The following is a 13,236-nucleotide window of genomic DNA, read 5'->3' as shown; positions in this document are numbered from 1 at the left end:
GACACCTTTCTTCGGGGACGCTCAGGCCCCCGGGGATGCCCTGATGCAACGGGACGCCGCCATGTAAAGTCAACCGTGTTGGCATAAGGGTCGCCGTCGTGTCGGCGAGGAGGGTGGTGCGCATGGCCAAGCAGGTGGTGTCCGAGTCGGCGCGACGCAGGCGCCGGCCGACCCAGCGGGGCACCGTGCTGTCCGAGACGCTCATCGTGCACACCGCGCTGCGGGTCCTGCGGGAGCACGGCAGTGCCGGCCTGACCGCGCGCCGGCTGGGCGCCGCCCTCGGCGCCGACCCGAGCACTCTCTACCGCTACTTCGCCGGCATGGACGGGCTGGTCCGGGCCATCGGTGAGGAGCTGATGGGGCGGGCGCTGGACAGCTGGTCCGCCACCGGCGACTGGCGGGCCGACCTGCGGGCCCTGGGGCTCGCCATCCATTCCTCGTATCTGGCCCACCCGCAGGCCGCGGCCCTGACCGCGAGCCGGGTCACCGGCCGGCCCCGGGAGATCGCGGTCGACGAGACGATCCTCGGCATCCTGCGTTCAGCCGGCTTCCCGGACGCCGCCGCCGTCCGCCTGTACCACGCCTTCATCGACCTGAGCCTGGCGTTCGCCGCGCTGGACGCCGGGGCGCTCGCCCTGGCGGACGAGACCCGTGCGGCGGACGAGGAGATGTGGACCTCCACGTACGCCCGCCTCCCGTCGGAGTCCTACCCGAACATCGCCGCGACCGCCCGGCTGCTGGCCGCCCGCATGCCGCACAGCGCCTACCCGGTCGTCCTGGACACGCTGCTGGACAGTGCCGCCGCACAGCTGATCGGCACCTGACCCGGGCCCACCGGAGGATCCGGCCGCGTGACGATCAGCGTCACATACGGCCCCCGGTGAGGCGGGTGAGGGGCCCTTGCGTGTGACGTTCGGCTCGTCGTCCCACCGCGTAGGACGCGGCGGTCAGTGCCGTGAGGCCCGCGCCCACGCCGGCGGCGACCAGCTTGCGGTGGGCGACCACCGCCCAGGCCGTCCTCGCCGTGGTGGCGACCTGGCCCGACGCAGTGATCAGCGCCCGGCGCCCGGACTCGACGCCGCGGCCCGCCGTGTGGACGGCCGCGCTCGTCGCCCCGGCCGCCCGCTCCGCGCCCTTCTTCGCGGCTGACAGCCCGTCATCGGTGGTCGCCGCGGCCTTCTCGGCCGCGCGGCCTGCAGGTGCCGTCGCCTTGTCCGCCGCCCGCCGGGCGTTCGGCGCGGTCTCCTGCTCGGGTGCGGACTTCCGGCTCGTGTCGTTGTTCGATTCGCTCATGGGTTTCGCGTTGCCCGCCCCTGTCGGGGCAAACGTGCCGGTCCCCGGACCGTGTCCGACGTCAGCCGAAAGTGGCCGATGCACGCGTGCTCGGCGTCAGCCGGGAGTGCTCGGTGCGCTCACGCCGCCGCGCGGTGCGGCGCCGGACGGCGGCCCCACGGCGGTCCGCCGGCCGACCGCGGCCGGCCGTTTCCAGAGCAGCGGCCCGGCGTGAACGTTCCGGCACGCGTCCGGCGTACCCGGCGTACCCCACATGCCCGCGGCCGGCGGCGCGACGGGCCGGCGCGCACGCTCCAGCCACTCCAGGTAGGCCGGCGCCTCACGGACCACTGCCCCGTAGGCCTCCTCCAACTCCGGGTAGACGGCGTCCAGTTCGGCCTCCGAGCGGGCCGCCAGCAGGAGGCGTACGCCTATCGGGTCGCCCTCCAGGGGGCGGATCGCGAGGTCGGGACGGGGATGGGCGGTGGGCTGACTGACCGTGACCACCTCGCCGATGGCGGCCAGCGAGTACGCGGTGAGGTAGTCGCCGTGCAGTATCTCCGGCTCCAGGCCCGCGGCCCGCAGCACCCGGCACAGCGCGTCCCACTCGCCGTCGACCGTGGAGTCGACCATCCAGCGGTCACCCGCCAGGTCACCCAGCCTCACCTGCCGCCGTGACGCCGCCGGATGGTCCGCGGCCAGCGTGACGAACTGCGGTTCACGCTCGACGAGCACGCGCAGGCACAGACCCGGCGGGATGCGCAGCGGACTGCCCTCGACCTCGTGCACGAAGGCCATGTCGAGCCGGCCCGCGGCGACCATGCCCAGCAGCGCGTTGGCGGACACGTTCATCTGCAGCGTCGGTTCGATCCGCGGCGCCCTGGACCGCAGCCGGCGCAACCAGCCCGGGATGGCCCGGCTCGCCGTGGCCCCGATGCGCAGCTGGAACCCGTCGGCGGCACGGGCGGCCGCCGCCCTGGCCTCGGTGACGATCGCCGCGAACTCCGCCACCAGCGGCCGGGCCCGGCTCAGGACCACCAAGCCCAGCGGGGTGGGGCGGCAGCCGGTGCGGGCGCGCACGAAGAGCTGCGCACCGAGCGCGTTCTCGATGCGCCGCAGCTGAGTGCTCAACGAGGGCTGGGCCATGCCGAGTTCCCGGGCCGCTTTGTGCAGACTGCCGGTGTCGGCGATGGCGCAGAGAACGCGCAGGTGCCTCACCTCGAGCTCCATGGGGGGAGCGTAGGGCGGCACGAGGGCGCGCACCAGATGTTCAAGTTCCAACGAAAGTGGACGAGTCGGCCGCCGATAGCCCCGCGCTATCCCCGATTGCCATCATCCGCAGCCCCGTTGGCCTGCCTGAGACTCACTGGCAATCGATCGTTCAACCCCACAGGACGAGTAGGAGCCCCCCACATGGCTTCGTTCCGCATGACCACCAGGCCGAAGAACTCCAGGAGACTCCTGGCCCTCGCGCTCGGCCTCGGTCTGGCCTCCGCCGCGCTCGGCACCGCGAGCCCGGCGAGCGCCCAGAGCGCCCCCGCCGCACCGGCCCACGCCGCCACCGCCGGCTACGTCGGCCCGACCGAGAACGCCGGCAACAAGGCGTTCTTCGACGCCGTGCTGAAGTCGGTCGCGAAGCGGCAGGCCGACCAGCCGACCCTGAAAGTGGTGACCGTCTACTACAACGCCTCCCAGGCCCCGAGCTTCCGCTCCCAGATATCGAGCTCCGCCTCCATCTGGAACAGCTCCGTGTCGAACGTCAAGCTGCAGGCGACGTCGGGCAGCGCCGACTTCACCTACTACGAGGGCAACGACTCGCGCGGGTCCTACGCCTCGACCAACGGCCACGGCCGCGGCTACATCTTCCTGGACTACGCGCAGAACCAGCAGTACGACTCGATCCGCGTCACCGCCCACGAGACCGGCCACGTGCTGGGCCTGCCCGACCACTACAGCGGCCCGTGCAGCGAACTGATGTCGGGCGGCGGCCCCGGCACGTCCTGCACCAACCGGTACCCGAACTCCACCGAGCGCGCCCGGGTCAACCAGCTCTGGGCCAACGGCCTCGCCAAGGCCCTCGCGGGGGTGAACAAGACGGGCTGACCCGTTGTCACGAGGCGGGCCGGCCTCCCCACGACCCGGCCCGTCTCCCTCCGGTACGGACCGCGGCGCCGATCCGCGGTCCGTACCGCTGTCGTGTGCCCGACGACCCGTACGCCGGTCAGTCCGTGTCGACGTGCTCCCGGACGATCTTGCGGTCGGCCGCGTCGATGTCGTAGGTGGTCTTGTTCCAGTCGCCGGTCGTCACGACGTCGACGGACCACACCTGTGTGCCCCCGTCGGAGTCGTCGAGTTCCACGGAGGTCACCGTGCCCTTGGTCTTGTCCGTGGCGGTCTGCGCGGCCTGTTGAGCGGTCACGGTGGCCTTGCGCAACCGGTCCGCCAGCTCGCTCTTGTCGTCGGCGTCCTGGTCCTTGGCCTGTGCCTGGCCGGCCTTGCCGGTGACCGCGTCGACGCGCACGGTGTGGGCGGTCCCGTCGGCCGTGGCCACCTCGGCCTCCCAGCCGGGGCTGTCGTCCGGTCCCTTGAGTTCGATCGAGACCGGCTCCGATTTCGCCACCGTCGCCACCGCGGCGCGCAGCGCGTCGTCGTAGTCGACCTTGGCCTTCGCGAGGAGGGCCTTCCGTTCGGCCTGGTCCTCGGTGAGGGTGCCGCCGCTCGCCGGGGCGGAGGACGCCGCCGTAGCGACCTGGGCGGCCTCGACGGCACCGGCCCGCGCGGCTCCCTCGTCGTCCGTGCCGCAGCCCGTGATCAGGGCTCCCGCGGCGGCCGCCGCACACACCAGACCGATGCCGCGCGACACAGGCGGACGTTGACGCTGTGGAGTCAAAACATCGCTGTTCGTCACCATAGGGGCCACGTTAGGCGGAGCCCCCTCGCCCGGCCACTCGGACGAGTTCGGCGGCCTCTTCCTCCGTCTCGACGGAGGGCGGGGAGCCGGCCAGGGGTTTGTTGGCGGTTTCCCTCATGCACAGCACCGCGGCGACACCGACGGCCGCAGCGGCCGTGGCGTAGTAGGCCGGCATGAGATTGCTGCCGAAGGCACTGATCAGAGCGGTGACCACCAGGGGGGTCGTGCCGCCGAAGAGCGAGGTCGAGAGGTTGTAGGCGACCGAGAGGGAGCCGTAGCGGACCCGGGTGGGGAAGATCGCCGGCAGTGCCGCCGACATCGTGCCGAGCATGGCCACGAGCGAGAGCCCCATCAGGAGCAGGCCCAGGGTGATGAGGACGGTGTCGCCCTGCCGGATGAGGAGGAAGGACGGCACGGAGAGGAGGAGGAAGCCGAGCATCCCCGTCATCAGCAGCGGCTTGCGCCCGAAGCGGTCCGAGAGCCGTCCGACCTGGTTGATGACGCACATCTGGAGGACCATCACGATGAGCAGGATCAGCAGCCCGCGGTTGGTCCCGTAGCCGAGTTCGTCGGACAGGTAGGTCGGCATGTACGAGAGCAGCATGTAGTCGGTGATGTTGTACGCCGCGACGAGCGCGAGGCACAGCAGCAGTGGCCGCCAGTACCGGGTGAAGATCTTGCCGAGGTCGGCGGTGGCCGAGGTCTCCGCGGCGTCGGCGGCCTCGCTCGCCCCGGCCCGGCCGCCCTCGAGTTTCCGGAAGGCGGGTGTCTCGTCCAGCCTGAGCCGCAGGTAGAGGCCGATGAAGCCCAGCGGGGCGGCGGCCAGGAAGGGGATGCGCCAGCCCCAGTGCAGCATCTGGTCCTCGCTCAGGACGCTCGTGAGGAGGACGACGAGGCCGGAGGCTCCGACATACCCGGCGAGCGTGCCGGACTCCAGGAAGCTGCCGAAGAAGCCACGCCGCTTGTCGGGCGCGTACTCCGCGATGAAGGTCGAGGCACCCCCGTACTCCCCGCCGGTCGAGAAGCCCTGCACCAGCCGGAAGAAGATCAGCAGGACCGGGGCCCAGAGGCCGACGGCCGCATGGGAGGGGATGAGGCCGATGGCGAAGGTGCCCACCGCCATCAGGACCATGGTGAGGGAGAGGATGCGCTTGCGGCCGATCTTGTCGCCGAGCGGCCCGAAGACCATTCCACCGACGGGGCGGACCAGGAAGGCCACCGCGAAGGTCGCGAAGGAACTGAGCAGTTGGGCGGTGTCGCTCCCCGAGGGGAAGAAGACCTTCCCCAGAGTCGAGGCGAGATAGCTGTAGATGCCGAAGTCGTACCACTCCATCGCGTTGCCGAGCGCGGCGGCCTTGGTGGCCCGCTTGACCGCCGCCTCGTCGGTCACGGTGATGTCGCTGCGGCGCAGCTTCGGGTCGCGTCGCCTCGCGATCGCGCGGAAGAGCCCTCGGTGACGGCTGACCGCGGCGGGGTCCACCGACTCGTCGTTGCCGGTCGCCGCCATGACGGTGTTCCTTTCGTCGGTCGCATGGACAGGAAGAACGTCTGCGCACTTCTCTCCCGCTCAAACGGATGTCTTCCGTCGGCGCAGGGGCGGCTACCGAGGGTGACGACCAAGCCGTTGCGGTGAAGGCGAGGGGCGGGGCGCGGAGCGGCCGGGCTTTCCCTCGGAGCGCTGCGGTCGCAGGCTGGGGGTGTGCCCATGCCCTGATGGGGGAACTTGTTCCGCCCGGGTGCCGCCCTGCTGAGAGGAGCCCAAGTGACTGCGTCGGCGTCAGCGGCAGGCGACCGGAGCCCGGGCGGCCAGGAGGCCGGGTACGAGCCCGACCCGCAGCGGTGGCGGGCCTTGTGGGTGACCTTGGTGGCCGGCTTCATGAGCCTGCTGGACGTGACGATCGTGGCGGTCGCCCTGCCCACCGTCCAGCGGGATCTGCACGCCTCCCCCGCGCAGGTGCAGTGGGTGGTGTCCGGCTACGCCCTCGCCTTCGCCCTCGCCCTCGTCACCGCCGGGCGCCTCGGTGACGCCCTGGACCGGCGCCGCATCTTCCTGCTGGCCCTCAGCGGCTTCGTGGTCTTCAGCGCGGCCTGCGGGGCGGCCCCCGACATCACGCTGCTGGTGCTGGCCCGGCTCGCCCAGGGGCTGGCGGCCGGCTTCATGGCCCCCCAGAACTCCGCGCTCATCCAGCAGATGTTCCGGGGCGCCGAACGCGGCCGCGCGTTCGGCTTCTTCGGGGCGACCGTCGGTATCTCCTCCGCCGTCGGCCCCCTCACCGGCGGTGCCATCCTCGCCCTGGCCTCCGGTGCACAGGGCTGGCGGTGGATCTTCTACGTCAACGTCCCCATCGGCATCCTCGCCGTCCTCCTCGGCCGCCGCCTGCTGCCCCGTACCCGGCGCTCCGGCCGGGGGCACGTGGACCTGCCCGGCGTCCTGCTCCTCGGGCTCGGTGTCCTGGCGTTCATGTATCCGCTGGTCCAGGCGGACTCCGGGGGCATCGGCCGGGTGTGGTGGCTGTTCCTCGTCGGCGTTGCGGTCCTCGCCCTCTTCGTCCAGTGGCAGCGCCGGCTCGTGGCCCGTGATGCCCAGCCACTGCTCGACCCGCGCCTGTTCACGACCGTGCGCGGCTACGCGGTCGGCGCCGGCGTCGGCACGCTGTACTTCGTCGGCTTCAGCGGCGTCTGGCTGGTCTTCGCCCTCTTCTACCAGCGGGGCCTCGGTTTCTCCCCGCTCCGGTCCGGCCTCGCCGTGACCCCCTTCGCGCTGGGCTCGGCGTGCGCGGCGGTGGTCGCCGGCCGGCTGGTGGACCGGTTCGGCCGCCTGCTCACCGTGTGCGGTCTCGTGGGCGTGATCGCCGGCCTGGGCGGCACCGCACTGCTGCTGCGCTTCGCGCCCCTCGGTCCGGCTCCGTGGATCGCCGCCCCGGTCCTGTTCCTCGGCGGCGTCGGCGGCGGCTTCGTCGTCTCGCCCAACATCACCATGACGCTGCGGGAGGTACCTGTACGCATGGCGGGGGCGGCGGGCGGCGCCCTGCAGACCGGGCAGCGGCTCGGCGCCGCGGTGGGGACCGCCGCCCTGCCCGGCCTCTTCTACCTGGTGCTCGGCCGGAGCAACGACTACCGCGGCGCGCTCGTCACCGCGCTGGGCTGCGCTCTCGTCGGCATGCTGGCGTCGCTGGCCCTCGCGACGTTCGACTGGCAGCGCGACCGGCACAAGCACCGGCCGCACCGCAAGTGCCCGGACGAGGTCGCCAACAGCCCGGTGCACGCCCGGCAGAGCTGACCGGCGCTGCCGGATCCGCCGCACGCCGCATCGAGGCAGAGGCCGTGAAGTGGCCTGTTTCACGCCTTACTTCAGGTAAGACTTGCGGGCCGAGTGGGACTATATGATCAAATCTACCGATGCGTACCCCCCACACATCGACGCATCACCCCTCTCCGTCCGACGGGCCTCCCGGCGAACGGGTTCCCTCCGCCCCTGACCCCTACGCAGAACTGGCCTCACTGGCAGACCCCCCGCTGGACGACTTCCTCACCGCCGACGGCCCACCGGCCCCGCGGGAGGACGACGACGAGGAGCCCTGGGCGCCGCCCAACCACAGGCGTGGCAGCCGACGCCGCAACCGCGCCACCGGCCTGCCCCTCGTGGTGAGGTCCCTGGCCTGGGTGCTCACTCTCGTCTGCCTCGTCGCCCTCGCCGACCGCTGGGCGTTGCTCTACGCCGAGCGCAAGGCCTCCGAGCGGCTCAAGGACCAACTGCGCCTCGCCGCCGCCCCCGAGGTACGGATCGACGGCTTCCCGTTCCTCACCCAGCTGGCCTCACGGCGCCTGGACTCGGTCCGCGTCACCGTCCCGGACGTTCCGGCCCACCGGGTCACCCTCACCCAGGTCACCGCCACCGCACGCGGCGTACGCATCGACGGCGACGGACCCACCGCGGTGCGCGGCGCGCTCGTCCACCAGGTGCGCGGTCAGGTCCTGCTGTCCTTCGCCGACATGAACCGCGAACTGGGCGCCTCACAGGTCGCCTTCACCGCCCATGGACCGGACCGGGTCCGGGCTCTCGGCTCCCTGCGTGTCGCGGGCCGCGATGTGCGCGTGCGGGCCGGCGTCCGCATCCGGCGCGACGGGGAACGCGGCATCGCCACCTCCGTGGACGGCATACGGCTCGACATCGGCGACCTCGCGACGTACCGGCCCGGCACCGGACCCGCCGAGGGTCTTCACCTGACCCGCGCCTCGGCGCGCCGGCTCACCCGCGAGGCCGGGAAGATCAGGGCGTTGCTCGGCGTCCCGGAGATCGTGCGCCGCCTGGGCGTGCCGGACACCGCGGTGCGCGCCGCCCTGCACGACGAGGACAGGCTCCACCGGCTCACCGGCGCACCGCGCTTTCTGCACGGCCTGACCCGCGTGAACCTCGTGGACGCGGCGCTCGCCCACCCCAGACTTCTCGAGCGGCTGGGTCTCGACCTGTCCCTCCTCGGCGCGCTGACCAAGCTCACCCGCCCGCAGATCGCCGACCGCTTCTCCTTCTCCTTCCGGCTTCCGAAGCCGCCCGCGGGTGCCCTGCGTCTGCAGCGCGTGACGGTGGGCAGGGACGGCATCCACGCCGACGTCAGGGGAACGGGGCTGCTCCTGGGACGCTGAGGCCGCGCCTCGTCCCGCGTGGCCGGCCGCCGCCCGCGGAGACCGCAGGCCGCGTCCATGCGGGTTGCATTTCCGACAGGTGCGAGCCGAAGGCGGCCCTGGCGCCGTTGTCCAGGACGCCGATCCATCACCAGCAGAAAGGCTCCGCCCATGCGCCGTAGCACCGTTCTCGCCCTGTGCGCTCTCGTCACCGCCGCAGCGACCGGATTCCTTGCCACCACCGCCATCCGCAGCCGCTGAGCGACGCGTTCGGGGCCGGCCGTCGGCCGGTCCGCCACGGAGCCATGGAGCCGCAGCGCCGTGCGCTGCGGCTCCCCTGCTCCACCGGGACTGTCCCCCCTGTCCCTCGGGCCCCACCGGTGGCGGAACGCCGGGTTGTCAACGGGGCGCCGAGGGGGCGTGTTGTCGGCCAAAGTGGAACAGGCCTCGCTGCCGTCGCCGGGCCTGCCGCTGTACGGATCGCCGGCGTGGCGACCGGATCCGCGAGACGGATCGGCGCCGCGCGGGCGAGCGCCTTCGTTTCGTACCGCAACGCCCGGATGCGAGTCCCTTCGGCCATCCGTGGTGGTCCGCCGAGCCTCGTGCAGGCATGCGGCCTTTGTCGGCGAGCGGGCCGGCGGCAGGGCCGGCCGGGGGCCCTGCACATCGTCGTTGTGCGCTATCGCGAAGTCCCGCGTCCCTCCGCGGCAGGTCGTGGGCGCGGTCGTCGCGGTGCCGGCGCGGGGCGACCGGTCGCCCTGTGCGGCCAGTCGACTGTCGGCCATCTTGGGCATCGCGGAGGGACCGGAGGGGACTTCAGGGCCCTTGTTCCCGTGGTGTCGCGGTGATTAGGCTCCGGCTCACTTTCGCACTTCGCACACATTTTCCACACATGGCCGTCGGTTCCCGGTGCGCCATTTGCTTTCGCATGCCTCTGCCGGACGCCTCCGGCGGTGGCCGCCGGGCTTTCAGGGGGTGGGGGACATCGACGCGTCTGGCGTACCGTGGCGCGCCGACGGCGAGCCGCCCTCGCCCGTCGCCGTTCCCCTCCCGCAGGGAACCGGGCCCGGCGTGGGCAGCCGCCGCGACACAGCCGTTCTGTGGGTCGTCAACGCCGTCGACGGTCTCGGCAGTCAGGCCTCCGGACTGGTCTTCCCGCTCCTGCTGCTGGACCTGGGCCACGGCCCGGGAACCGCGGGCGCGTTCGCCAGTGCCGCCGCGATCGCCGGGGTGGTGCTGGGGCCGCTGGTCGCCGTGCCGGCCGACCGCGGACACCGGCGCGCCGTCATGAGCGCATCGGCGGTGCTGGCAGCACTGGCGATGGCGGGACTGGCCGTCTGCTGCCTCGGGCGTCCGCCGCTGTGGGCGCTGCTGGGCCTGGCGTTCACGGAGCGTCTGTGCGCGACGGCGTACGAGGCCGCGGCGCGCGGCGCACTGTCCCGGCTGGCGGCCGCGGAGGACATGCCGCGGGCCGTGGCCGGCGTGCAGGCCGGTGATCAGGCGGCGCTGGTGGCGGGACCGGCGTTGGGCGGTGTCCTGTTCGGCGTGAGCCGGGTCCTGCCGTTCGCCGTGGACGCGGTCACCTACGCCGTGGCGGCCCTCGGGACACGGGCCATCCGAAGTCGCCTCGATGCGCCGGCCGTCTCCGCGCGGCCGCCCGGCGGTTCGGCCGAGTCGCCCGCCGGCACGTGGCGGCGGCTGTTCGCGGGCGAGCTGCGGGCCGGTCTGGTCGTGGTGGTCCGCTCCCCCGTGCTGCGTCTGGTGCTGTGGTGGTCCTCGGTGGCCGGCGGGGTGCTCGCCCTGCTGTTCTACACCGCCGTGTTCGTGCTCGGTGACGACTCGGGCGGCGCGGTGACCGGGGGGGTGCTCGCGGCCTCCGGGGCAGCGGGACTGGCCGGTTCGCTGGCGGCGGCGCGGGTGGTGCGGAGGCTGGGCGCGCACCGGTCGCTGGCGGCGGCCACCTGGCTGCTGCTGGTGCCGTGCGCCGCGCTGTCGGTGGCCGGGGGAGCGTGGATGTGGGCCCTGTGCTTCTCCGTGCTGTGTGCGGTGCTGCCCGTGGTCACCGTCGTGCTCGGTGCGGCGGCCGTGCTCGCCGCCCCGCCGGAGGTGCAGTCACGGACCGGGGCCGTCCTGGCCGCCGGCGCCACGGTGACCGCCGCCATGGCACCGGCGTGTGCGGCGGCCCTGGTGCACTGGGGCGGGGGCAGGGCCGCGGCCCTGGTCTGTGGAGCCGTCCTGGCCGTGCTCGCGGTGCACACCCAGCGTTCCGCGGCCGCGGTGCTGCGGCCGCCCGTGCCGGCGGACGGACGCGAGCGCACCGGCCCCTCGGCGGGTTCTTCCCCGGAGGAGCGGTCATGAGTTCTGCCTACCAGGTGTTCGTCGCCGCCCTGCCGGACGTGTGCCCGGCGGACCGGCGCCGCATGGTCTTCACCGCGGACGCCGACGGCCGCTGCGAGGTCTTCACGTGGCATGCCGGCACCGGCCGGGTCCGGCAGGTGACCGCCGGCGCCGGGGGCACCGTGCACCGGGCGATCGACGCCGACGGGTACGTGTGGTGGTTCGACGAGGACGCGGCCGGAGCGGGCCGCTGGTGGTTCCAGCACTTCGACGGCGGCCCGCGGCTGCCGGGACTGCCCGGCGCGCCGGCCGGCCCGTCTCGCGGGCTGGCCGTGACCGCGGACGGGACGGTCGCCGCGGCCGTCGCCCGGGGACAGCGGACCGTGGTGGTGGCCGGTCGGCGAGGCCAGGCCCCTGACGAGGTGCTGCGCACGTCCTCGTCGTGCCGGCTGGGCGGCATCAGCGCGGACGGCGAACTGATCGCCCTGGCCGCGTCGGCCGACGACGCGGTGGCCGTCTCGGTCGTCGCGCGCGACGGCCGGACCGTGGCCGCCCTGGCCGGTTCCGGCGCCGCCCTGCCCGGCTCCGGGCGGACCGGCACCGGACTGTGGTGCCAGGGTTTCTCCACCCTGGCCGGGCACGGCGAGTTGTTACTGGTGCGGGACCTCGGCGACCGGTACGCCCTGGCCACCTGGACGCGGGACGAGGGACTGCGCACCCATCACTGGTGCGCGTTCGACACCGAGATCACCGCCCGCTGGTATCCGGACAGCCGCAGGGTGCTGGTGCGTCAGGACCGCCACGGCCGCTCCCTGCTGCACCGCGTGGACCTCGGGTCGCGGCGGCGGACCCGGGTGCCCACCCCCACAGGCAGCCTGCTGGACGCGGCGCCGAGGGCCGCGGACGCGGTCGACTACCTGTGGACCCACACCGCCCGTCCACCCGTCCTGCGCGCCACGGACGGCGTCGCCCTGCCGCCGGCCGGCCCCCCGGTCGTCGTTCCCGGCCGGCACACCGACCACTGGACGCCCACGCCCTCGGGACGGGTGCACACCCTGCTGAGCCTGCCCGAGCCGGCCGGCAGCGCGCCGCCACCCGCCGTCTTCCTGGTCCACGGCGGCCCGGCCGACCACGACCGGGACGCCTACGACGGCACGGTGCACTCCCTGGTGGCCTCGGGCTACGCCGTCGTCCGCGTCAACTACCGCGGCTCCACCGGATACGGGCCGCGCTGGCGGCGTGCCTTCCCCGCGGGGGTGGGGCACACCCAGGTGGAGGATCTGGGCGCGGTCCGAGCCGACCTCGTGTCCCGGGGGCTGATCGCCGGGGACGCCACCGCCCTGTGGGGGGTGTCCTGGGGCGGGTACCTGGTGCTGCTCGCCCTCGGCTGCCGGCCCGGGCTGTGGCAGGCGGGCATCGCCGTCAAACCCGTCGCCGACTGGGCTGCCGCGCACCGGGCGACCACGCCGGCGCTGCGGGCCCTGGACATCCGGATGTTCGGCGGCACCCCGCAGGAGGTTCCCGGGCGTTACGCGGACAGTTCGCCCCTCACCTACGCGTCCTCGGTCACGGCTCCGCTGCTCGTCGTCGGCGCGACCCGGGACACCAAATGCCCGCCCGGGCAGATCCGTACGTATCTCGACGCGCTGACGGCCGCGGGCGTACCGCACGAGGCCATGTGGCTCGACACCGGCCATGACGGCTACGACGGCGCGGCGCACGTCGCCGTTCTGCGCCGGTCCCTGACCTTTCTGCGCGCGCGGCTGCCGGAACCGGCGTCCCGCGCCCCTGGACGTCCTCCGGCACCGACCGGAGGGCCCCGGTCCCGCTGAGGCCACAGCGGGACCGGGTGTGCACAGCACTCACACCACTCACAGAAGGAGAAGCACCGTGCAGAAGGACATCATCCACAACGACCCGCTCGCGGGCGACGAGGAGAACCGCAAGCCGGGCATCGGGATCACCATCACCGTCCCGTTCCGCAACGCCGACGAGGGCGACGACAACGAGGAGTGACGCACGGTCCGGGGGGGGGGGGTGTTTTTTGGTCGGTCGTGGGCGGGTTCCCCCCCCCCCCTCTTTCCTTCTCCCCC

At 73.3% G+C, this 13,236-nt stretch carries 11 protein-coding genes; 7 read left to right on the top strand and 4 right to left on the bottom strand.

Going from position 1 to position 13,236, the window contains the following annotated elements; all coding sequences use genetic code 11:
• Window positions 1-122: 122 nt before the first annotated feature.
• The gene (locus ACZ5CW_RS25965; RefSeq protein ID WP_468605309.1) at window positions 123-824 is read left to right on the top strand and encodes a TetR/AcrR family transcriptional regulator; all 702 of its coding nucleotides are present in this window, start codon (window positions 123-125) and stop codon (window positions 822-824) included.
• A gap of 40 nt (window positions 825-864) precedes the next feature.
• Here the strand turns inward: ACZ5CW_RS25965 and ACZ5CW_RS25960 are convergent, their stop codons facing one another.
• Window positions 865-1,293 (bottom strand): hypothetical protein, encoded by a 429-nt coding sequence (locus ACZ5CW_RS25960; RefSeq protein ID WP_468605307.1) that lies wholly within the window; start codon window positions 1,291-1,293, stop codon window positions 865-867.
• A gap of 96 nt (window positions 1,294-1,389) precedes the next feature.
• The gene (locus ACZ5CW_RS25955) at window positions 1,390-2,502 is read right to left on the bottom strand and encodes a LysR family transcriptional regulator (protein ID WP_468605305.1); all 1,113 of its coding nucleotides are present in this window, start codon (window positions 2,500-2,502) and stop codon (window positions 1,390-1,392) included.
• 183 nt (window positions 2,503-2,685) lie between these two features.
• On the opposite strand from ACZ5CW_RS25955, the gene snpA reads away from it, so the two are divergent.
• Window positions 2,686-3,375 carry a snapalysin gene (gene snpA / locus ACZ5CW_RS25950; RefSeq protein ID WP_468605303.1) on the top strand — a complete coding sequence of 230 codons (690 nt, stop codon included), beginning with the start codon at window positions 2,686-2,688 and terminating at the stop codon, window positions 3,373-3,375.
• Window positions 3,376-3,493: 118 nt separating this feature from the next.
• Here snpA and ACZ5CW_RS25945 read toward each other — a convergent pair whose 3' ends face one another.
• Both ACZ5CW_RS25945 and ACZ5CW_RS25940 read right to left on the bottom strand, forming a co-directional pair.
• The gene (locus ACZ5CW_RS25945) at window positions 3,494-4,135 is read right to left on the bottom strand and encodes a PepSY domain-containing protein (protein ID WP_468605301.1); all 642 of its coding nucleotides are present in this window, start codon (window positions 4,133-4,135) and stop codon (window positions 3,494-3,496) included.
• A gap of 58 nt (window positions 4,136-4,193) precedes the next feature.
• Window positions 4,194-5,690, bottom strand: coding sequence for an MFS transporter (locus ACZ5CW_RS25940; RefSeq protein WP_468605299.1), 1,497 nt, complete (start codon window positions 5,688-5,690; stop codon window positions 4,194-4,196).
• 255 nt (window positions 5,691-5,945) lie between these two features.
• Between ACZ5CW_RS25940 and ACZ5CW_RS25935 the strand changes: the two genes are divergently transcribed.
• From ACZ5CW_RS25935 to ACZ5CW_RS25915, 5 genes are all read left to right on the top strand, one after another.
• Entirely contained in the window at window positions 5,946-7,463 is a 1,518-nt protein-coding gene (locus tag ACZ5CW_RS25935) for an MFS transporter (protein ID WP_468605297.1), read from the top strand.
• A gap of 119 nt (window positions 7,464-7,582) precedes the next feature.
• A complete protein-coding gene (locus tag ACZ5CW_RS25930; RefSeq protein WP_468605295.1) occupies window positions 7,583-8,827 on the top strand; it encodes an LmeA family phospholipid-binding protein in 1,245 nt (414 codons plus the stop codon).
• Between the two features lie 1,050 nt (window positions 8,828-9,877).
• Window positions 9,878-11,164: an MFS transporter gene (locus ACZ5CW_RS25925; protein WP_468605293.1), complete on the top strand. Its 1,287-nt coding sequence runs from the start codon at window positions 9,878-9,880 to the stop codon at window positions 11,162-11,164.
• A complete protein-coding gene (locus tag ACZ5CW_RS25920; RefSeq protein WP_468605291.1) occupies window positions 11,161-12,975 on the top strand; it encodes a S9 family peptidase in 1,815 nt (604 codons plus the stop codon). The genes ACZ5CW_RS25925 and ACZ5CW_RS25920 overlap by 4 nt, the downstream gene beginning before the upstream one ends.
• A 58-nt stretch (window positions 12,976-13,033) precedes the next feature.
• The gene (locus ACZ5CW_RS25915) at window positions 13,034-13,159 is read left to right on the top strand and encodes a hypothetical protein (protein ID WP_356942887.1); all 126 of its coding nucleotides are present in this window, start codon (window positions 13,034-13,036) and stop codon (window positions 13,157-13,159) included.
• Window positions 13,160-13,236 lie beyond the last annotated feature (77 nt).

Source organism: Streptomyces sp. NPDC031379 (assembly GCF_055569615.1).
This window is presented reverse-complemented; position numbering and strand designations above follow the sequence as displayed.